Source organism: Nocardia niwae NBRC 108934 = DSM 45340 (assembly GCF_001613465.1).
GTDB lineage: Bacteria > Actinomycetota > Actinomycetes > Mycobacteriales > Mycobacteriaceae > Nocardia > Nocardia niwae.
The window spans coordinates 238003-256797 of record NZ_BDCK01000017.1; the positions used below are offsets into that span (position 1 = coordinate 238003).

General features: G+C 70.4%; 16 protein-coding genes. 10 read left to right on the forward strand and 6 right to left on the reverse strand.

Annotated elements, in window-relative coordinates; translation table 11 throughout:
- Positions 1-78: 78 nt before the first annotated feature.
- Positions 79-846 (reverse strand): DUF3515 domain-containing protein, encoded by a 768-nt coding sequence (locus NNI01S_RS10005; protein WP_063019748.1) that lies wholly within the window; start codon positions 844-846, stop codon positions 79-81.
- A 164-nt stretch (positions 847-1010) separates the two neighbouring features.
- Here NNI01S_RS10005 and NNI01S_RS33355 point away from each other — a divergent pair, with 164 nt between their 5' ends.
- Genes NNI01S_RS33355 through NNI01S_RS10025 form a run of 4 tightly spaced genes read left to right on the forward strand, consistent with a single transcriptional unit; the run spans position 1011 to position 4104 of the window.
- Positions 1011-2198 carry a thiamine-monophosphate kinase gene (locus NNI01S_RS33355; protein WP_063019749.1) on the forward strand — a complete coding sequence of 396 codons (1188 nt, stop codon included), beginning with the start codon at positions 1011-1013 and terminating at the stop codon, positions 2196-2198.
- Between the two features lie 11 nt (positions 2199-2209).
- On the forward strand, positions 2210-2893 hold the full coding sequence (locus tag NNI01S_RS10015) for a uracil-DNA glycosylase (protein WP_063019750.1): 684 nt from the start codon (positions 2210-2212) through the stop codon (positions 2891-2893).
- A 49-nt stretch (positions 2894-2942) separates the two neighbouring features.
- Complete coding sequence (locus tag NNI01S_RS10020; RefSeq protein ID WP_062969872.1) at positions 2943-3182, forward strand: hypothetical protein; 240 nt, start codon at positions 2943-2945, stop codon at positions 3180-3182.
- A 58-nt stretch (positions 3183-3240) separates the two neighbouring features.
- Positions 3241-4104, forward strand: coding sequence for an alpha/beta fold hydrolase (locus tag NNI01S_RS10025; RefSeq protein WP_063019751.1), 864 nt, complete (start codon positions 3241-3243; stop codon positions 4102-4104).
- 7 nt (positions 4105-4111) lie between these two features.
- Here NNI01S_RS10025 and NNI01S_RS10030 read toward each other — a convergent pair whose 3' ends face one another.
- The 3 genes from NNI01S_RS10030 to rpmB all read right to left on the reverse strand — a co-directional run bounded on the left by NNI01S_RS10030 (position 4112) and on the right by rpmB (position 5781).
- Positions 4112-4900, reverse strand: coding sequence for an enoyl-CoA hydratase-related protein (locus NNI01S_RS10030; RefSeq protein WP_063019879.1), 789 nt, complete (start codon positions 4898-4900; stop codon positions 4112-4114).
- Positions 4901-4962: 62 nt separating this feature from the next.
- Positions 4963-5493, reverse strand: coding sequence for a GNAT family N-acetyltransferase (locus NNI01S_RS10035; RefSeq protein WP_063019752.1), 531 nt, complete (start codon positions 5491-5493; stop codon positions 4963-4965).
- 96 nt (positions 5494-5589) lie between these two features.
- The gene (rpmB, locus tag NNI01S_RS10040) at positions 5590-5781 is read right to left on the reverse strand and encodes a 50S ribosomal protein L28 (protein ID WP_063019880.1); all 192 of its coding nucleotides are present in this window, start codon (positions 5779-5781) and stop codon (positions 5590-5592) included.
- Positions 5782-6114: 333 nt separating this feature from the next.
- Here rpmB and NNI01S_RS10045 point away from each other — a divergent pair, with 333 nt between their 5' ends.
- Together NNI01S_RS10045 and recG are read left to right on the forward strand one after the other, a co-directional pair.
- Positions 6115-7890, forward strand: a complete 1776-nt coding sequence (locus tag NNI01S_RS10045) for a DAK2 domain-containing protein (RefSeq protein WP_063019753.1) — start codon at positions 6115-6117, stop codon at positions 7888-7890.
- Positions 7891-7892: 2 nt separating this feature from the next.
- On the forward strand, positions 7893-10172 hold the full coding sequence (recG, locus tag NNI01S_RS10050; RefSeq protein WP_063019754.1) for an ATP-dependent DNA helicase RecG: 2280 nt from the start codon (positions 7893-7895) through the stop codon (positions 10170-10172).
- Positions 10173-10270: 98 nt separating this feature from the next.
- Here recG and NNI01S_RS10055 read toward each other — a convergent pair whose 3' ends face one another.
- Positions 10271-11716, reverse strand: a complete 1446-nt coding sequence (locus NNI01S_RS10055) for a short-chain fatty acyl-CoA regulator family protein (RefSeq protein WP_063019755.1) — start codon at positions 11714-11716, stop codon at positions 10271-10273.
- 123 nt (positions 11717-11839) lie between these two features.
- Between NNI01S_RS10055 and NNI01S_RS10060 the strand changes: the two genes are divergently transcribed.
- The 4 genes from NNI01S_RS10060 (at position 11840) to NNI01S_RS10075 (ending at position 16031) form a co-directional block, all read left to right on the forward strand.
- The gene (locus tag NNI01S_RS10060) at positions 11840-13363 is read left to right on the forward strand and encodes an MmgE/PrpD family protein (protein ID WP_063019756.1); all 1524 of its coding nucleotides are present in this window, start codon (positions 11840-11842) and stop codon (positions 13361-13363) included.
- A gap of 172 nt (positions 13364-13535) precedes the next feature.
- Positions 13536-14444, forward strand: a complete 909-nt coding sequence (gene prpB, locus NNI01S_RS10065; protein WP_063019881.1) for a methylisocitrate lyase — start codon at positions 13536-13538, stop codon at positions 14442-14444.
- A 4-nt stretch (positions 14445-14448) separates the two neighbouring features.
- Positions 14449-15573 carry a bifunctional 2-methylcitrate synthase/citrate synthase gene (locus NNI01S_RS10070; protein WP_063019757.1) on the forward strand — a complete coding sequence of 375 codons (1125 nt, stop codon included), beginning with the start codon at positions 14449-14451 and terminating at the stop codon, positions 15571-15573.
- A gap of 86 nt (positions 15574-15659) precedes the next feature.
- Positions 15660-16031, forward strand: coding sequence for a nuclear transport factor 2 family protein (locus NNI01S_RS10075; protein ID WP_063019758.1), 372 nt, complete (start codon positions 15660-15662; stop codon positions 16029-16031).
- Positions 16032-16387: 356 nt separating this feature from the next.
- Here NNI01S_RS10075 and metE read toward each other — a convergent pair whose 3' ends face one another.
- A complete protein-coding gene (gene metE, locus NNI01S_RS10080) occupies positions 16388-18658 on the reverse strand; it encodes a 5-methyltetrahydropteroyltriglutamate--homocysteine S-methyltransferase (RefSeq protein ID WP_063019882.1) in 2271 nt (756 codons plus the stop codon).
- Positions 18659-18795 lie beyond the last annotated feature (137 nt).

An 18795-nucleotide genomic window follows, 5' to 3' on the forward strand; every position in this document is an offset into this window, starting at 1 on the left:
TCGGTCACTGATCGGCGGTAGGCCGAAACCGGCGAGACTGTGCCGGCTCGGCGGCGTTCCTTCCGTGGCCGGGAGGGGTCAGTTGGGCAGCGGCCCCGGGTCGATCGGCTGGGCCGGGAGCTGAGCGGTGATGGTGTCGGAGACTTCTTGCAGCGGCGTCGGACCGGACCCGTCGGGGACGGTGAGGGCGACGTAGGTCCCCCGGTCGACGGCGAACCAGGTGCTCGCGGCGGCGGCCTGGTCGCGGACCTCGAACCACTGCACGCCGTTCACGATCTGCAGCGGCGAGGCGCGGTTGAATTCCAGCGGGCGATCCAACCCGCAGCGCAGGACGATCGCGGTGCCGCCGTCGGGGCGCTGCCATGCGCGGGTGGCGGGCGGAGCGGGCTCCACCAGGGTCGATTTCGTGAACTCACCCAGGTTGGCGGGCAGCGCGGGCAGCAGGGCGGCGCAGGCCGGGCCCTCCGCCGCCGGGGCGGGGACGGGGCCGAGCACCAGCGGTTCGCGTTCGACGGGCGCGCGGCGCGCGAGGACGGCGGCCACGAGCACCGCGACGACCAGCACGACCGGAAGGGCGACGGCGGTGGCGATGAGGGCGGGCGAGTACTGGTGCGCCGGGGCCGATGCGGGCGGGCTGTCCGGCTCGTCCGCCGCTGCGGAGGCTCCGGCGTCACGGTCCGGCGCCGCGGCGTTCGAGGCTGCGGTGTTCGAGGCAGCGGTGTTCGAGGCAGCGGTGTCGGCGCTGTCCACCGCGTCGTCCGTGCTGTCGGGCATCCCGGAGCCGGTCGCGGCTTCGGGACGTTGGTCCCGCTCCGCCGAATCGCGGTCCGGCGAGTCCGCCGCCATGGTCACCGATCCTTTCTGATGCGCGTCGCCCCGGTCGACAGCCGCGCAGCGGTGGACCGGGCCGGTGGTACTCGAGTGCCTCCGAAAGGGTACCGTCGGGCTCATTCCAGCAAGCAGCGCGCCGGAAAGGATCGGTCATCAGCGCCAGCAGGGCCCCGAGGACAGTGCGTGAACTGGGGGAGTTCGCGCTGATCGACCGCATCAACGCGGGACGGGTGCAGTCGCCGGGCGTGCTGCTCGGCCCCGGCGACGACGCGGCGCTGGTCGCGGCGCCGTACGGCCGGTTCGTGGTGACCACCGACATGCTCGTGCAGGACCGGCATTTCCGGCTGGACTGGTCCAGCCCGGAGGACGTCGGCCGCAAGGCGATCGCGCAGAATGCCGCCGACGTGGTCGCCATGGGTGCGACGCCGACCGCGTTCGTCGTCGCACTGGGCTGCCCGGCCGACACCCCGGTCGCGGTGATCGATGGACTCGCGGACGGCATGTGGGCCGAGGCCGCCAGGGCGGGTGCGTCCATCGCGGGCGGAGATCTGGTCCGCAGCCGCGAACTGGTCATCTCCGTCACCGCCTTCGGCGACCCGGTCGGCGCGCCGATCACCAGAGCGGATGCGCGCGTGGGGGATGTCGTGGCGGTGGCGGGTCGGCTCGGCTGGTCGGCCGCTGGACTGGCCGCCTTCAGCGCCGGGGTGACCGGACCCGAGGTCGCGGAAGCGCTTGCCGCACATCGGGTCCCGCAGCCTCCGTACGCTCTTGTCCTGGACGCGCTGCGCCACGAGCGGCGGGAGAGTTCGGAACTGTCTGCGGCCCAGCGCATTTCGCCGCGAGCCGATACCGCACCCGCTGGAGCCGGAGGACGCGCGACTGTCTGCTCCGATTCCGGAGCGTCGAGTTCGCCCGGGGCGGCCGTCGCGTCGTCGTCCGGGCCGGCGCCGCTCGGCGAGGACCTCGAACCGCGGGCTGCCTCGGGAAGTACGGGGGCCGGCCCGTACGGCCGCCGGCTGCACGCGCTGACCGACGTGTCCGACGGATTGGTCGCCGACCTCGGGCACATCGCCGCGGCCTCGGGCGTTGGCATCGACCTCGATTCCGCCGCCCTGCGCGACCCGGCTCTGGAACCCGTCGCCGCTCGGTTGGATGGCGATGCCGCTCAATGGATCCTGACCGGGGGCGAGGACCACGCCTTCGCGGGCGCATGGGCGCCGGGCGGCGCGCTACCGCCCGGATGGGTCGCGATCGGATGCGTTGTGGCCGGTCGCGGGCTCACCGTCGACGGCGTCGCGCAGACCGGTGACGGAGGGTGGGAATCGTTCCGTGGGGCGGACTCGTCAGCCGGCGGCGGACCACGCTAAGTTGTGCGGTCATGGGCGCGAAACCACTGTCGGAAATCATGGATCCGGGATGGGCGAAGGCACTCGAGCCGGTGGCGGATCAGATTTCCGCCATGGGCGAATTCCTTCGCGCCGAGAACGCCGCGGGCCGTGGTTATCTACCGTCCGGTGAGAACGTCCTGCGCGCCTTCCAGCGCCCGTTCGACGCGGTGCGCGTTCTCGTCGTCGGCCAGGATCCCTACCCGACCCCGGGCCACCCCATGGGCCTGAGTTTCTCCGTGGCGCCGGACGTTTCGCCGATCCCGCGCAGCCTGGCGAACATCTTCGCCGAATACAGCAAGGATCTCGGCCACCCGACGCCGTCCTGCGGGGATCTGAGCCCGTGGTCGGACCAGGGTGTGCTGATGCTGAACCGAGTGCTCACCGTGTCCCCCGGCAAGCCCGCCTCGCACCGGGGCAAGGGCTGGGAGACGGTCACCGATCAAGCGATCCGCGCCCTGGTCGCCCGGGACGAGCCGTTGGTCGCGATCCTGTGGGGCCGCGACGCGGCGACGCTGAAGCCGCTGCTGGCCGAATCCGAGGTCCCCTACATCGAGTCCGCGCATCCGTCGCCGCTGTCGGCGTCTCGTGGGTTCTTCGGTTCCCGCCCCTTCTCGCGAGTGAACGAACTACTCGACGAACTGGGGGCCGAACCGGTTGACTGGCGCCTGCCCTGATCGGGCGTCTGTGTGTGATCGACCGAAGTAACGAGTGAGGAGCTGTTCCATGCACAACACCACCGTCCGCGGCGCGTTGCGCGGCACCACCGCGACCTTGGCCTTCTGCGCCGCTCTCACCAGCGGCGCCGCCGTCGCGGGCGCGGCACCCCTGCGGCTCGAGCCCGCCACGGAGACCACGACGGCCCCGGTCGCCGAGGAGTACACCTCCAGCGGCTCCTCCACCCTCTCCGCCTCGGTGAACGCCAAGATCGCGTGCCTGTTCTTCGTGGGCAATCTGGGCTGCTGAATCCGCGAATCGCCGGGTTCTCGCCGGTGCGGAACGGCGTTGTGCGATCCTACGGATCGTGAGTAATGCGAACAATCCTCTCGAACCGTCCCGGCTCCGGCTGCGCGGTTCGGGTGGACTCGAGCTGGCCGCCGATCAGTTCGGCCCGGTCGACGGCCCGCTCGTCGTCTTCCTGCACGGTGGCGGGCAGACCCGGCACTCGTGGAAGAAGACCGGCGCCCGGCTGGGCGCATCGGGAATGCGGGTGGTCACGGTCGACGCCCGCGGCCACGGCGACAGCGAGTGGGCGCCGGATCGCGACTACCGGCGCCAGACGATGGTCGACGACCTCCTGCTGGTGCTGGAACAGCTCGGCGCGCCCGCGGTGGTCGTCGGCGCCAGCATGGGGGGCGTCACCGGACTCCTCGCGACCGCGCGGCCCGGCGGGGAGGCGATCACCGCGTTGGTGCTCGTCGACATCGTCACCCGGCCCGAACCGGAAGGGGTCGCCCGGGTGATCGACTTCCTCGGCAAGCATCGCGACGGCTTCGACAGCATCGAGGAGGCGGCCGACGCGGTCGCCGCGTACCTGCCACACCGCCCGCGGCCGAAGAGCACCGAGGGCTTGCTGCGCAACCTGCGCGAGCGCGACGGTCGCTGGTACTGGCACTGGGATCCGGGCATGCTGAGCGACCGGGTCGAGGACCCGTCCGCGATGATCGAGCCGATGGAGGACGCGGCGCGGGCGCTGCGCATCCCGGTGCTGCTGGTCCGCGGCATGCGCTCGGATGTGGTGAGCGCCGAAGGAGCCGAAGCGTTCCAGCGGCTGGTGCCGCACGCCCAGCTGGTGGAGATCGGCGGCGCCGCGCACACCGCGGCCGGTGACGACAACGACTCGTTCACCGACGCGGTGGCGAAATTCGTGCTGGCGACCCTGGAGTGACGCCCGCTCAGGCGAGCCCGGCGTAATCGGGCTTGCGCTTCGCGACGAACGCGTCCACGCCCTCGCGTCCGGCGGCGGAGCTCGCGGCCGCGGCGATGCCGTCGCGTTCACTGTCGAGCTGGTCGCTCAGCGTCGCGCTCTGCGACTGCCGCAGCAACGACTTGATGCTCGCATGGGTCGAACGCGGTCCGGCGGCGAGCGTGCGTGCCAGTCGCTGCGCCTCCGCGGCGATCTCGGCGTCGGGGACCAGCCTGCTCAGCACACCGAGGCGCACCGCCTCGTCGGCGTCCAGGACGGCGTCGGTGAGCAGGATTTCGTGCGCCCGTGCTCGTCCGACCACGCGCGGCAGCGTCCAGGACATGCCTCCGTCGGGACTCAGGCCGATGCCGGGGTAGGCGGGGCGCAGCTTGGTGCCGGGTCCGCCCAGGGCGATGTCGGCCAGGCAGACCAGGCTCATGCCCGCGCCTGCCGCCCAGCCCTGGACCGCGGCCACCACCGGCACCGTGGCCGCGTCCAGCGCGCGGACGAACTCGTGCAGGTCGGTGGCCAGACCGTGGATGTGCGCCGAGCGGTCCTGCGCCGCGGCGAAGCCGCGCACGTCGCCGCCCGCGCAGAAGTTCGCGCCGGTGCCACGCAACAGCACCGCGCCCACGTCGGAGCCGAGCGCGTGCAGCGCCGCGGTGCCCGCGTTGATACCCGCGAAGTCCATGGACGTGCCGTCGGCGGACGTGGCGATGGTGATCTGGAGGACGCCGTCGACGGTGGTCACGTACTCGGCTTGCTCGCTGGAGGTCATGATCTGCACCTTAACGGGGCGCAGGCGGAGGCGGTTCGCGCGTGGACGCAGCGGAGAAGCGCCTAGTGCGTCGGATCCTGCGTGGCGTCCGCGTGCATCGTCGGCGTGCGCACCATGCGCACCTCCATCGCGGCGGTGAACACCTCGACTTTTCGCGTGCCGTCGAGCACGAAACCGTGCCTGCGGTAGAACGCCTGGGCGCGCGCATTCTGCTCGAACACCCACAGCGAGCACGGAGCGGCCGGATCGAGCGCGGCGCGGATCAGGTCGTCGGCGACCCCGCTGCCGTGCCAAGGGGAACGCACGTAGAGAGCGTGCAACTCGACCGGGGTCACCGCGTCCGCGTCGCCGGGCGGCCCCGCGCTGGAGAATCCGATCACCGCGTCCTCGACGATCGCGACATGCGTGCGGCCCGGATAGCGCACCCGGTCGCGCTCCCACTGTTCGGCTCGCCGCTCGACGTCGAACGCGTCGAGCACGTGCGCGGGAACCAGTCCCCGATACGCCTCGCGCCAGCAGTCGATGTGGCATTCGGCGAGGCTGTGGACGTACTCGGCGGCCAGTGGCAGGACCCGCCACGGATGCGTGGTCACCGCGGCCCCGTCAGCCGGTAGTCATGACGACGCCCCGGACCACCCGATGCGGGTGCCGGGGCGTGTGCCGACGGTGCTGGTCAGCCGGAGGGCGGATCAGCCGCGGGTGACCTTGCCCGCCTTCAGGCAGGAGGTGCACACGTTCATGCGGCGGGTGTTGCCCGGGGCAACCTGCGCGCGAACGGTCTGGATGTTCGGGTTCCAACGACGGTTGGTGCGCCGGTGCGAGTGCGAGACCGACTTCCCGAAGCCGGGGCCCTTGGCGCAGACGTCGCAGACGGCAGCCATAGTCGCGAACTCCTTCATGTCAATGGTGGGGACCGCCGCTTTCGCGATGCGGCGCATCCTCGTGCAATGTCGAGTGTGTGCCCTGTCGGCGGAGAGCCGACCAGCGCTGACCGGCGACGGCCGCGCGAGGCAACCCTGCAAGGGTAGCTGTGCTGCCACCGATCCACCAAACCGGTCCCCGCGGACGAGCGCCGGATCGTTTGCCGGGCCCCTCCATTCTAAGGACGCGGTGTTGCCGGTTGCCTGTCGGGACCGCCCGCTAACCTGGCGGGCGGCGATGGTGCGCAGGTGGCGGAAGGGAGAGAGGTGACGGTGTCCGGAGCGCGAGATGTGATGGACGGCACGGCATTGCTGCGCTGGGGCCGCACCTGTCTCGCAGGCTTGGCGCACCGGCGCGAGGAGATCAACGCACTCAATGTCTTTCCGGTCCCGGACGCGGACACCGGGACGAACCTGCTGGCCACCATGCGTGCCGCGGTCGAGGCAGGGGAGGCGGCGGGGGCGCGGGCGCACGCGGACGGGAGCGCGGCCCGTGCCGTCGCCGTCGCGATGGCGCACGGGGCGACGGTCGGGGCTCGCGGCAATTCCGGGATCATTCTGTCCCAGGTGCTGCGCGGCGTCGCGGACGTCGTGGACGGCGGCCCGTTCACCGGCGATAGTCTGCGTGCCGCGCTGGCCAGGGCGTCCGGGCTGGTCCGAGAGGCGTTGAGCGTGCCGATCGAAGGGACCATTCTCACCGTGCTGGACTGCGCGACCGCGGCGGCCGCACGGTGCCCGGACCAGGAACTGGCGACCGTGGCGCTGGCGGCCGCCGACGGCGCGGCCGAAGCGCTCGGCGACACCCCGTTCCAACTGGGTGTGCTGCGCCGAGCCGGCGTCGTCGACGCGGGAGCCCGCGGGTTGGTCGTGTTGCTGGACAGCTTGGTCACCGTCACCCGGGGTGAGGCGCCCACGCGTCCGGAGTACCCCAGGCCCGCGGCGCGGAGTGCGCCCGCAGGCGGCGGCGAACCGCAGTACGAGGTGATGTACCTGCTCGCCGATTCCGATGAGCGGCGAGTGGCCGCGCTGCGAGCCCGCCTCGGCGAACTCGGCGACTCGGTCGTGGTGGTCGGTGACGGGCTCGGCTCGTGGTCGGCGCATGTGCACTGTGCCGACGCGGGTGCGGCGGTGGAGGCGGGCATCGCGGCGGGCGCGCTCAGCCGGATCCGCATCGAGAACGTTCTGCGCACGTCGCACGCGGACACGTCGCCCGGGTCCGGCATTGTCGCCGACGATCCCGGCGAACGCGCGGACTCGGCTGATCTCGGCGCGCTCGCCGGCGTCGAGGCATCCGGCTCCTGCACCCGACTGGCCCGGACGAGCGGCATCGCGGGGTCCGCACCGGCCGCCGATACGAATCACGTGGTGGCCGGTGCGCTCGGCTCGGGCGCGGCAGCGACACCGGAGGTTCCCGCGGATCGCGGAATCCTGGCGGTGGTCGCGGGCGCGGGCGCCGCGGCGCTGTTCGAGGACGCGGGTGCCGTGGTGCTGGCGGGCGATGATCCGGTCACCGCGACCGCGCTGCTGTCCGCGATCCGGCGAATGCCGAACCGCGAAGTGCTGGTGCTGCCCAACGGCGCGCTGCCCGCGCACGAACTGGTCGCCGTCGGCGTCGCGGCGCGCGACGCCCGTCGCGACGTGCTGCTGCTGCCCAGCGCGTCGATGGTGCAGGGGCTGGCCGCGTTGGCCGTGCACGACCGCGGGCGGATCGCGGTGGACGACGCTTTCGCCATGTCCGAGGCGGCCGCCACGACGCGGTGGGGATCGCTGCGCGCGGCGACCGAGCGGGCGCTCACCATGGTCGGCACGTGTGAACCGGGCGACGGCCTCGGCCTGGCCGGGCACGACGTCGTCGTGATCGAGCGCGACGTGCGCGCGGCCGGACGGACACTGCTGGATCGGCTGCTCGCCTTCGGCGGCGAGCTGGTCACGCTGCTGATGGGCGCGGCGGCGCCGGACGGTCTCGGCGACGAACTCGCCGCGCATGTCGAGCAGAATTACCCCGGTGTCGAGGTGATCGTGTATTCCGGTGGGCAGCACGGTGATTCGGTGCAGATCGGAGTGGAATAGGCATGGCGGCACTGAGCGATCGGCTCGACCACATCCTCGGGGCCAAAGCGGCGGCCTCGCTGGCGGACGCGTTCGACATGCAGACCGTCGAGGATCTGTTGCGGCACTACCCCCTGCGGTACGCGACGCAGGGGCAGCCGCTCACCGAGGAGGCGCCGGAGGACGGTTCGCACATCACCGTCATCGGCCGCATCACCAAGGCCGAACTGCGGCCGATGCGCAACCGCCGCGGGTCGTTGCTGAAGGTGGTGCTCGACACCGGCTCCGGCCGCGGCGTCGACGTCACCTTCTTCCATGGCGACAAGGTGAAATACGTCGTCCGCGAGGGCCTGCGCGCGATGATGTCGGGCACGGTGAACTACTGGCGCCCCGGCCAGTGGAATCTGAGCCACCCCGGCTACCTCATCCTGCCGGAGACCGAGGACGACGACTCGGTCGGCGCGATGACGAAGGTGCGCGGCGGCGGAGATCTGCGCGGTCTCGCGCAGAGCGCGCAAGGCGCGGGCGGGGTGGATACGTCGTTCATGGAACGCGAGTTCATCCCGGTGTACCCGGCCACCGCGAAGGTGCAGAGCTGGGACGTGCTTGCCTGCGTGCGGCAGGTGCTCGACCAGCTCGATCCGCTCGACGATCCGCTGCCGGAGGACGTGCGCGCCGAGCGCGCGCTGCCGAACCTTTCCGACGCGCTGCGCCTGATCCACCTGCCCGAGCGCAAATCCGATATCGATCAGGCGAAGGACCGGCTGCGTTTCGATGAGGCGCTGGCCCTGCAGTTGGTGCTGGCCGAGCGCAGGCACGAGGTGTCCGGGCGCCGGGCGCGCGCCTGTGCCCCGCGCGCCGACGGCATCGCCGCCGCGTTCGACCAGCGTCTGCCCTTCGATCTGACCGCGGGGCAGCAGCAGGTTGTGGCCGAGATCTCCGCCGACCTGGCCCGTGAGCAGCCGATGCACCGGTTGTTGCAGGGTGAGGTGGGCTCCGGCAAGACGATCGTGGCCCTGCACGCCATGCTCCAGGTGGTGGACGCGGGATTGCAGTGCGCGCTGCTCGCCCCGACGGAAGTGCTCGCCGCGCAGCACTATCGGTCGTTGCGCGGCATGCTCGGCGAACTTGGCGCCGCGGGTGAACTGGGCGCGGCCGATCACGCCACCCGCGTGGTGCTGGTGACCGGCTCGATGTCGGCCGCGGCCAAGAAGGCCGCGCTGCTGGAGGCGGTGACCGGCGATGCGGGCATCGTGATCGGCACGCACGCGCTGATCCAGGACAACGTCGAATTCTTCGATCTCGGCATGGTGGTGGTCGACGAGCAGCATCGTTTCGGCGTGGAGCAGCGAGATGCCCTGCGCGCCAAGGCCAAAACGGGCACCAGCCCGCATCTGCTGGTGATGACCGCGACCCCGATCCCGCGCACCATCGCCATGACCACGCTCGGCGATCTGGAGACTTCCACGCTGACCGAACTGCCGAGGGGCCGCTCACCGATCGTCTCCAAAGTAGTGCCCCGCAGGCTGCATCCGAACTGGGTGGATCGCGCCTGGGAACGGATCGTGGAGGAGGTGTCCGCCGGTCGCCAGGCGTATGTGGTGTGTTCGCGCATCGGCGACGACGAGGAGCCGGCGGGCAAGTCGCGCAACGGACGCTCGAAGTCCGGCGACGGTGAGAAGGACGGCCCGACCACACAGGCGGTGCTCGACGTGTTCGAGATGCTGCGCGGCGGCCCGCTGTCCGGCGTGCGGGTCGGCCTGCTGCACGGCCGACTGCCCGCCGACGAGAAAGACCAGGTGATGCGGGCGTTCAACGACGGATCGGTGGACGTGCTGGTGTGCACCACCGTCGTCGAGGTCGGCGTGGACGTGCCCAACGCGACGGTGATGGTGATCGTGGATGCCGACCGGTTCGGCGTCAGCCAGCTGCATCAGCTGCGCGGCCGCATCGGCCGGGGCAAGCACCCCGGGTTGTGCCTGCTGGTGACGGATGCCGCGCCGGGCGGGTCGGCCATGGCGCGCCTGGACGCGGTCGCCGCCACCACTGACGGCTTCGAACTCTCGGTGCTCGACCTGCGGACCCGCCGCGAGGGCGACGTGCTCGGCGCCGCTCAGTCCGGCACGGCCCGCTCGCTGCGCCTGCTGTCGCTGCTGGACGATCTCGAGGTGATCACGGCCGCCCAGGAATTCGCCCGGGCCGTGGTGGCGTCCGATCCGGGGCTGAGCAGGCATCCCGGCCTGGCCGGAATGATGCACGCGGCGGTGGACTCCGAGCGGCTGGAGTACCTGGCCAAGTCCTGATGCCGCGCGCCATCGACGCGGCCGGGCGGGCCGATCAGGGCGATCTACCCGTGAACGAGCTATCTACCCGTGAACGAGCCGGACCCCATCGGCCACGGTCACCGTCCGAGCCGCGGATAGGGCAGGTCGGTACTGGTGTGCTCGGCGACCGCCAACGGACTGCCGATGTGCGGGAAGGCGCGCTGCGGGCAGGCGGGGCGTTCGCACACCTTGCAGCCCGCGCCGATCGGGACCGAGGCCGCCGGGTCGTCCAGCTGCAATCCGGCCGAGTACACCAAGCGGTCGGCGTATTCGACATCGCAGCCGAGGCCGATCGCGAAGTTCTTCGCGGCGGTGCCGAACCCGTGCGGGGCGATCGCGGCGGTGCGGGCCACCCACAGATAGCGGCGGCCGTCGGGCATCTCGGCCACCTGGGTCAGGATCCGGCCGGGGTTCGAGAAGGCCTCGTGCACCACCCACAGCGGGCAGCTGCCGCCGACCCGGGAGAAATGGAACGCGGTCGCGGACTGACGCTTGGAGATGTTGCCCGCCCGGTCGGTGCGCACGAAGAAGAACGGGACGCCGCGCTGGCCCTGTCGCTGCAGCGTGCTGAGCCGATGGCAGATGGTCTCGAACCCGACTTCGAAACGCAGACTCAGCAGGTCGATGTCGTAGTGCAGTTCCTCGGCCGAGCGAAGGAATCGCCCGTACGGCAGCACCAGCGCGCCCGCGAAGTAGTTGGCCAGCCCGATCCGTGCCAGTGTGCGCGACTCGCCGTTGAGCGACGGGCTCTCGGCCAGCACGGCATCCAATTCGGCCCCGTACAACAGGAAGCCGAGGGTGGTTGCGATCTGGAAGGCGCGCTGGCCGGGCCGCAACCGGCGGGCGAGCGTGAGCGTCCGGGTCTCCGGGTCGTAGTGCCGCTTGGGGACGGCGGGGTCGGCGCCGTCGCCCCGCACCAGGACGGTGACCCCGGCGCGTTCCTCGGCGATGCGGGCGAGCTGGCGATCGAGCGAGCCGATGGTGAGCCCGGAGTTCTCGAACAGCTGCTCCGCGGCGATGTCGAGCTGCGGAATGTGGTTGTGGTGGTCGTAGAAGAAGTCGCGCACGTCCTCATAGGGCATGGGCACTCCCGGTGCGCCGGCGGGCGCGGAGACCCGCGCGGACAGCAGGTCGAGTTGATCGGTGGCGGCGCGTAGTCGGCGATGCATCGCCACGACGATCCGCGCGACCTCCGGCTGGCGGGTGGCCAACTCCTCCACTTCGGTCAGCGGCGCGGTGTGCCCGCCCGCGGCGTCGATGAGTACTTCGTGCAGGTCCGACACGAGCCGCGCGTCGGAATCGGCGGCGAAGAACTGGACGTCGAGGTCGAAGGTGGAATTGAGTTTCAGCAGTACGGGAATGGTGAGTGGGCGCTGGTCGCGCTCGAGCTGATTGAGGTAGCTCGGCGACAGATCCAGCGATTTCGCCAGAGCCGCCTGAGTCATCCTCCGCTCTTCGCGCAATCGCCGAAGCCGGGCGCCCGCATACATCTTGCGCACGTGCACGATGGTAGCTGCGATCATTCGCAATCATCGCAAAAACACGCGTTATTACCCGCGAAAATATGCTTTTGCAAGGTGTTCAGCAATGTATTCGATCTGCGTAGCGTGCGAAGAGAGGTTTTGCCGCCGTGTCGTGGAGGATGCATGAAAATACACACCGTACGGGCCCGTTCCGCCGCCGAGGAGTTCCCGCGGTCGGATCATCTCGCGACGAAGATCGCCGAAGTGGCCGCGGACCCGGTCGAAGTCACCCCCGAAGCCGGCGCGATGATCGTCAACCGGATCATCGACAACGCCGCGGTAGCCGCCGCGTCGCTGACCCGCCGCCCGGTGGCCGCGGCGCGCGCCCAGGCCACCGCACAGCCCTACTCGCCGCGCGCAGGTCGCCGCGGCGCGACGGTGTTCGGTTTGCCCGTCCGGCAGCGGGTTTCGCCCGAATGGGCCGCGTGGGCCAATGGCGTCGCGGTGCGGGAGCTGGATTTCCACGACACGTTCCTCGCCGCGGAGTACTCGCATCCCGGTGACAACATTCCGCCGATCCTCGCCGTCGCCCAGCATCTCGGCCGCAGTGGCGCCGATCTGATCCGCGGGCTGGCCACCGGCTACGAGATCCAGATCGATCTGGCTCGCGGGATCTGCCTGCACGAGCACAAGATCGACCATGTCGCCCACCTCGGCCCCTCCGCGGCGGCCGGTATCGGAACGCTGCTGCGGCTCGACACCGAAACCATCTACCAGGCGCTCGGCCAGGCACTGCACACCACCACGGCGACGCGGCAATCCCGCAAAGGCGAGATCTCCAGCTGGAAGGCCTACGCTCCGGCGTTCGCGGGGAAAGCGGCGGTGGAGGCGGTGGATCGCGCGCTGCGGGGCGAGGGTGCGCCCGCGCCGATCTGGGAGGGCGCCGACGGCGTGATCGCCCGGCTGCTGGGCGGGCCGGACGCCGAATACCGGGTGCCGCTGCCAGGTCCGGGCGAGGCCAAGCGGGCGATCCTGGACAGCTACACCAAAGAGCATTCGGCCGAATATCAGAGCCAGGCGCCGATCGATCTGGCCCGGCGGATGCGCGCGCGGATCGGGGACCCGGATCAGATCGCCTCGATCGTGCTGCATACCAGTCACCACACGCATGTGGTGATCGGCACCGGCTCCGGTGACCCGCAGAAGTTCGATCCGCACGCCAGTCGCGAAACCCTCGACCACTCGGTGCCCTATATCTTCGCGGTCGCGCTGCAGGACGGGACCTGGCACCACGAGCGGTCGTACGCGCCGGAGCGGGCGCGACGCCCGGACACCGTCGCGCTGTGGCGCAAGATCAGCACGACCGAGGATCCGGACTGGACCCGCCGATACCACGCCACCGATCCCCGTGAGAAGGCGTTCGGCGCCCGGGCTGTCGTGACGCTGCGGAGCGGGGAGACGATCGTCGACGAGTTGGCGGTCGCCGACGCGCATCCGCTCGGGGCGCGTCCCTTCGGCCGAGCGCAATACATCGCCAAGTTCCGGGATTTGGCCGAGGGAGTGCTCGCCGAGGACGAACAGGAGCGCTTCCTCGACGCGGCCCAGCGGACGCCGGAGCTGGCCCCCGGCGAGCTGGACCAGTTGAGTTTCACCGTGTCCGAGCAGGTGCTGAGCCGGGCGCCGCGTATTCCGGACGGGGTCTTCTGATGCGGGCGCCGGTTCTCGTCCGGGATCACCGTGGGCGCCGCGAGGACGCGCTCGGCGTGGCGGGTGGTCACGATCGGGCCGTCGAAGGGGGCATCGCAACGCGCGTCGGTGATGCCGGTGAGCCTTCGGCAGCGTGGAGCGGGCCAGCGCTGAACGCAGGGCGGTGGGTACGGTGACCGGCCTGCTGTCGTCGGCGGCGAGCGCGGAACAGAAGCGCGTGGCGTTCCGGGCCGGTCTGGCCTCCGGACGCATCCAGCGACTGCCGGGCGCCTTCGACCCGTTGGTGGCCCGAGTGGTCCAGGAGATCGGGTTCGAAGGCGTATACGTCTCGGGGGCGGTGCTGGCGGCCGAGCTGGCCCTGCCCGACATCGGGCTGACCACCCTCGGCGAGGTGGCCGCGCGTGGGCAGCAGATCGCACGCGCGACCGAGCTTCCGGTGCTCATCGACGCGGACACCGGCTTCGGGGAGCCGATGAACGCCGCGCGCACCGTGACCCTCCTGGAGGACGCCGGACTGGCGGGCTGCCACATCGAAGACCAGGTCAACCCGAAGCGTTGCGGGCACCTCGACGGCAAGTCCGTGGTGGCGGTCGAGGAGATGGTGCGGCGGTTGCGCGCCGCCGTGTCGGCTCGGCGCGACCCGAACTTCGTCGTCTGCGCCCGCACCGACGCACGCGCCACCGAGGGATTGGCCGCCGCGATCGATCGGGCCCAGGCCTACGCGGACGCCGGTGCGGACCTGATCTTCACCGAAGCGCTGGCCGACGCGTCGGAGTTCGCGCGATTCCGTGCCGCTGTGCCAATTCCCTTGCTGGCGAACATGACCGAGTTCGGAAAGTCCCAGCTGTTGACCGCGCGTCTGCTCGAGGATCTCGGTTACAACGCGGTCATCTATCCGGTGACCACCTTGCGGCTGGCCATGCACGCCGTCGAGAACGGGCTACGCGAGATCGACCGCACCGGGACGCAGGCCGCGCTGCTCGACCGTATGCAGCACCGGTCCCGCCTCTACGAACTGCTGCGCTACCAGCGCTACAGCGAATTCGACGCAGGAATATTCACCTTCACCGTGAGCGAGTGACGACATGACCGAGATCAAGAAGGGCCTGGCGGGCGTGGTGGTCGACACCACCGCCGTATCGAAGGTGGTCGCGGAGACCAACTCTCTGACCTATCGCGGCTACGCGGTGCCGGATCTGGCGCGGCACTGCGGCTTCGAGGAGGTCGCCTATCTGCTCTGGTACGGCGAACTGCCGGACGCCGCGCAACTGGAACTGCTGTGCCGGCGCGAGCGCGCCCAGCGCCGGATCGATCGGTCCGTGCTGTCGCTGGTCGAGAAGATGCCCGACTCGTGTCATCCGATGGACGTGGTGCGGACGGTGGTGAGTTATCTGGGCGCCGAGGATCCGGAGGAGGATCTCACCGGCGTCCCCGCCCGGCGGGCGCTGCTGGCCAAGGCGCTGCGCTTGACCGCGATGCTGCCGACCGTCATCGCGGCCGACATGCGCAGGCGGCGCGGGCTGAATTTCGTCGCGCCGCACTCCCACCTGGGCTTCGCGGAGAACTTCCTGAACATGTGCTTCGGCGCGGTACCCGATCCACGCATCGTCCGGGCGTTCGAGACCTCGCTGATCCTGTACGCGGAACACGGTTTCAACGCCTCGACCTTCGCCGCCCGGGTGGTCACCTCCACCCGATCGGACATCTACAGCGCGGTCACGGCGGCGATCGGCGCGCTGAAAGGCCCGCTGCACGGCGGTGCCAACGAGGCCGTCATGCACGCGCTGCTGGAGATCGGCGAACCGGAACTCGCCGGTGAATGGCTGCGCGCCAAGCTCGCCGACAAGCAGAAAGTGATGGGATTCGGGCATCGGGTCTACAAGCACGGCGACTCCAGGGTGCCGACCATGCGGGCACAGTTGGCGCAGGTCGCGGCGGTGACCGGGGGCGAGCGGTGGCTGCGCGTGGGCGCCGCGCTGGAACGCGCGATGGACGAGGCCACCGGTATCGAGCCGAACCTGGATTTCCCGGCAGGGCCCGCCTACTACCTGATGGGCTTCGACATCGCGATGTTCACGCCGATCTTCGTGATGAGCCGGATCACCGGCTGGACCGCGCACATCATCGAGCAGGCGGCGTCGAACGCGCTGATCCGGCCGCTGTCGGAGTACATCGGCGTACCGCAGCGCGACCTGGCGGTGAGCCACTGACCGGAGGGGGCGGGCCGGTTCCCTTCCGTGCCGAGCAATTGCTTGGTTGAATGGTGCGGTCCGGCAGCAGGAAGTGAGCAGAGCGAATGCCCGATCCCGACGAACTGGTGCGTGCGATGTGCCGAAGCTGGTCCGACCCCGATCCGGATCGGATCAGCGCGTACTTCGCCGAGGACGCCGTCTACCACAACATCCCGATGGAACCCATCGTCGGCCGCGCCGCCATCCGTGACTTCATCGCGGGCTTCCTGACCACCTTCGACGCCATCGACTTCGACATCCACCACCAGGTCGCTTCCGGCGCCGTAGTGATGAACGAGCGCACCGACACCCTCCGCTCCGCCGGACGTGAGACCCCGCTCCCCGTCATGGGCTTCTTCGAAGTCGCCGACGGCGAGATCACCGTGTGGCGCGATTACTTCGACATGGCCGCGATCAACCGGGCCTTCGGCCTGTAGAGCGGCACTCGGTCGAACAGATCGTGCTCGGACTCCGCGAATTCTCCGATTATGCGGAACCGAATCGCGAGTACGTGCGTCGAAAGTAGGCAAGAGGGGAAAGACGGTGTCGTGGTCGACTTGTGAGGAGGGGTAGCCGATGGAGCGTTGTTCCGGGTGTCATACGGCGTGGCGGCGGGGGATGCGGGCGCGGGCACGGGAGTTGCCGGTGATGCGGCGGGAGGAACCGTGTGATCGATACACCCTGCGGCGGCGGCAGCCCCCACGGCCGGAGCCGCAATCCGACTGAAGCGTCCGTGATTCGGTGCCCCCTCCGGCGAGCGAAGGGGGCACCGATCAACGATCGGCGGGCAGGCTTACCGCACGGCCGCCGCGGCGGCGACCATGTTGCGCAGGGAGGCTTCCACCTCGACGCGTTCCCTGGTCTTCAAACCGCAGTCCGGATTCACCCAAAGCCGCTCGGCCGGAACGGCTTTCAGCGCCGCCCGCAACGAGGTGGTGATCTCCTCCACGCTGGGCACCCGCGGTGAGTGGATGTCGTACACGCCGGGGCCGACCCCGAGGTCGAATCCCGCCGCGTTCAGGTCGTCGAGCACCTCCATGCGGGAGCGCGCCGCCTCGATGGACGTGACATCGGCGTCCAGCCCGGCGATCGCATCGATCACCTCGCCGAATTCCGAGTAGCACAGATGCGTGTGGATCTGCGTCGCATCGGAAACCCCCGACGTGGCGAGCCGGAACGACTGCACCGACCACTCCAGGTACCCGGGCTGATCGGCCCTCCGCAGCGGGAGCAGCTCACGCAAGGCGGGTTCGTCCACCTGGATGATCCGGATGCCCGCCGACTCCAGGTCCACGGTCTCGTCCCGGATGGCCAGCGCCACTTGGCGGGCGGACTCGCCCAGCGGCTGGTCGTCGCGCACGAACGACCACGCCAGAATGGTCACCGGGCCGGTCAGCATGCCTTTCACCGGCTTGTCGGTGCACGACTGGGCGTACCCGATCCAGTCGACGGTCATCGGCTCCCGCCGCGCGACGTCACCGAACAGGATCGGCGGCCGCACGCAGCGCGTCCCGTAGGACTGCACCCACCCGTGCTCGGTCGCCGCGAACCCGTCGAGTTGCTCGGCGAAGTACTGCACCATGTCGTTGCGTTCCGGCTCGCCGTGCACCAGCACGTCCAGCCCCAGTTCTTCCTGAAGTGCGATGACCTCCGCGATCTCGGCGCGCATCCGGCGCACGTACTCCGCCTGGTCGATCTCGCCCTTGCGCAGCGCGGCGCGCGCCAGCCGGATGGCCGAGGTCTGCGGATAGGACCCGATGGTCGTGGTCGGCAGCGCAGGCAGCCGCAAACGGTCCCGTTGCAGTTCCCGGCGTTGTTCGGCGGGCGCGCGGCGGGCGGCGTCCGGCCCGAGCGCGGCCAGCCGCGCACGTACCCGGGGATCGTTCAGCCGCGGATCCGACTTCCGCGACGCCAGCGCCGCGCGGACCGCGGCCAATTCCGCCTCGATCGCCGCCGAGCCCTCGCTCAGCCCGGTCGCGAGCAGGCGGACCTCGGTCACCTTTTCCGCGCCGAACGCCAGCCAGGATCGCAGACGCTCGTCCAACCGCGTCTCCGCGGCCAGCGCGTACGGCACGTGCAGCAACGAGCACGAGCTCGAAACCGCCACGTGCCCGGCGGATCCCAGCAACGTACCGAGAGTGGCCGCGGCTCGGTCGAGATCGGTGCGCCAGACGTTGCGCCCGTCCACCACCCCGGCGACGACCAGCTTGCCGGTCAGCGCGGGCACGGCCGCCACCGCGGCGACGTCGACGCCGGAGGTGAAGTCGAGGGCGACTCCTTCTATTCCGGTGCGCGCCAGCGCCGGGAGCGCGGCGTCCGGATGACCGAAGTAGGTCGCGACGAGAATCGCCGGGCGCTCGGCGGCGTCGGCGAGCTCCTCGTAGGTGACCCGCAGCAGGTCGATCTCCTCCGCCGTGAGGTCGGTGACCAGCACCGGCTCATCGATCTGCACCCACTCGGCGCCGGCGACGGCGAGCCTGCGCAGCAGTTCGCGGTACAGCGGCAGCAGTTCGATCAGCCGGGCGAGTGCCGAGCCCCCGGTCGCCTTCGCCAGCTTCAGGAACGTGAGCGGGCCGATCACCACCGGCCGGGCGGGCACGCCCAGCTCGAGCGCCTCGCGCACTTGCGCCAGCAGTTTCTCCGGGTGCAACGAGAACGCGGTCTCCGGGCCGATCTCCGGCACCAGATAGTGGTAATTGGTGTCGAACCATTTGGTCATCTCCAGGGGCTCGACCGTGTCGGTGCCGCGCGCGGCGGCGAAATACCGGTCCAGCGGATCCGTGATCCCTGCGACGCGGGGCGGCAGCGCGCCCAGCAGTTCGGCGGTGTCGAGCATCTGGTCGTAGTAGGAGAACGTGCCGACGGGGATCGAGTCCAAGCCCGCGGCTCGCAATTCGGCGAACTGGGCCTGCCGCAGGTCGCGCGCCACGGCGTGTAACCGGCCCGCGTCGATCTTGCTCGCCCAATAGGCTTCGGTAGCCCGCTTCAGTTCGCGTCGTGGCCCCACTCGTGGAAGCCCGAGAACCGTCGCGGTGAACGGCTTCTGCTGTGCAACAGTCACGATGTTTCTCCATTGCTGAGGACGAAAGCCATCGCCATACGGGCAGGCGGAGAACCTTATGACATGCCGGTGATATTCCCGGCCGAGAAGCCCCGACACGTCAGCTGGTGATCCGCGCGCCCAATCCACGAGGCGGTGGC

What these genes read in the sequence shown, in the direction of transcription:
- NNI01S_RS10005 (WP_063019748.1), bottom strand. Translation starts at nt 846, where the DNA reads ATGGCGGCGGACTCGCCGGACCGCGATTCGGCGGAGCGGGACCAACGT.
- NNI01S_RS10015 (WP_063019750.1), top strand. Translation starts at nt 2,210, where the DNA reads ATGGGCGCGAAACCACTGTCGGAAATCATGGATCCGGGATGGGCGAAG.
- NNI01S_RS10020 (WP_062969872.1), top strand. Translation starts at nt 2,943, where the DNA reads ATGCACAACACCACCGTCCGCGGCGCGTTGCGCGGCACCACCGCGACC.
- NNI01S_RS10030 (WP_063019879.1), bottom strand. Translation starts at nt 4,900, where the DNA reads ATGACCTCCAGCGAGCAAGCCGAGTACGTGACCACCGTCGACGGCGTC.
- rpmB (WP_063019880.1), bottom strand. Translation starts at nt 5,781, where the DNA reads ATGGCTGCCGTCTGCGACGTCTGCGCCAAGGGCCCCGGCTTCGGGAAG.
- NNI01S_RS10045 (WP_063019753.1), top strand. Translation starts at nt 6,115, where the DNA reads ATGGACGGCACGGCATTGCTGCGCTGGGGCCGCACCTGTCTCGCAGGC.
- recG (WP_063019754.1), top strand. Translation starts at nt 7,893, where the DNA reads ATGGCGGCACTGAGCGATCGGCTCGACCACATCCTCGGGGCCAAAGCG.
- NNI01S_RS10055 (WP_063019755.1), bottom strand. Translation starts at nt 11,716, where the DNA reads ATGATCGCAGCTACCATCGTGCACGTGCGCAAGATGTATGCGGGCGCC.
- NNI01S_RS10060 (WP_063019756.1), top strand. Translation starts at nt 11,840, where the DNA reads ATGAAAATACACACCGTACGGGCCCGTTCCGCCGCCGAGGAGTTCCCG.
- NNI01S_RS10070 (WP_063019757.1), top strand. Translation starts at nt 14,449, where the DNA reads ATGACCGAGATCAAGAAGGGCCTGGCGGGCGTGGTGGTCGACACCACC.
- NNI01S_RS10075 (WP_063019758.1), top strand. Translation starts at nt 15,660, where the DNA reads ATGCCCGATCCCGACGAACTGGTGCGTGCGATGTGCCGAAGCTGGTCC.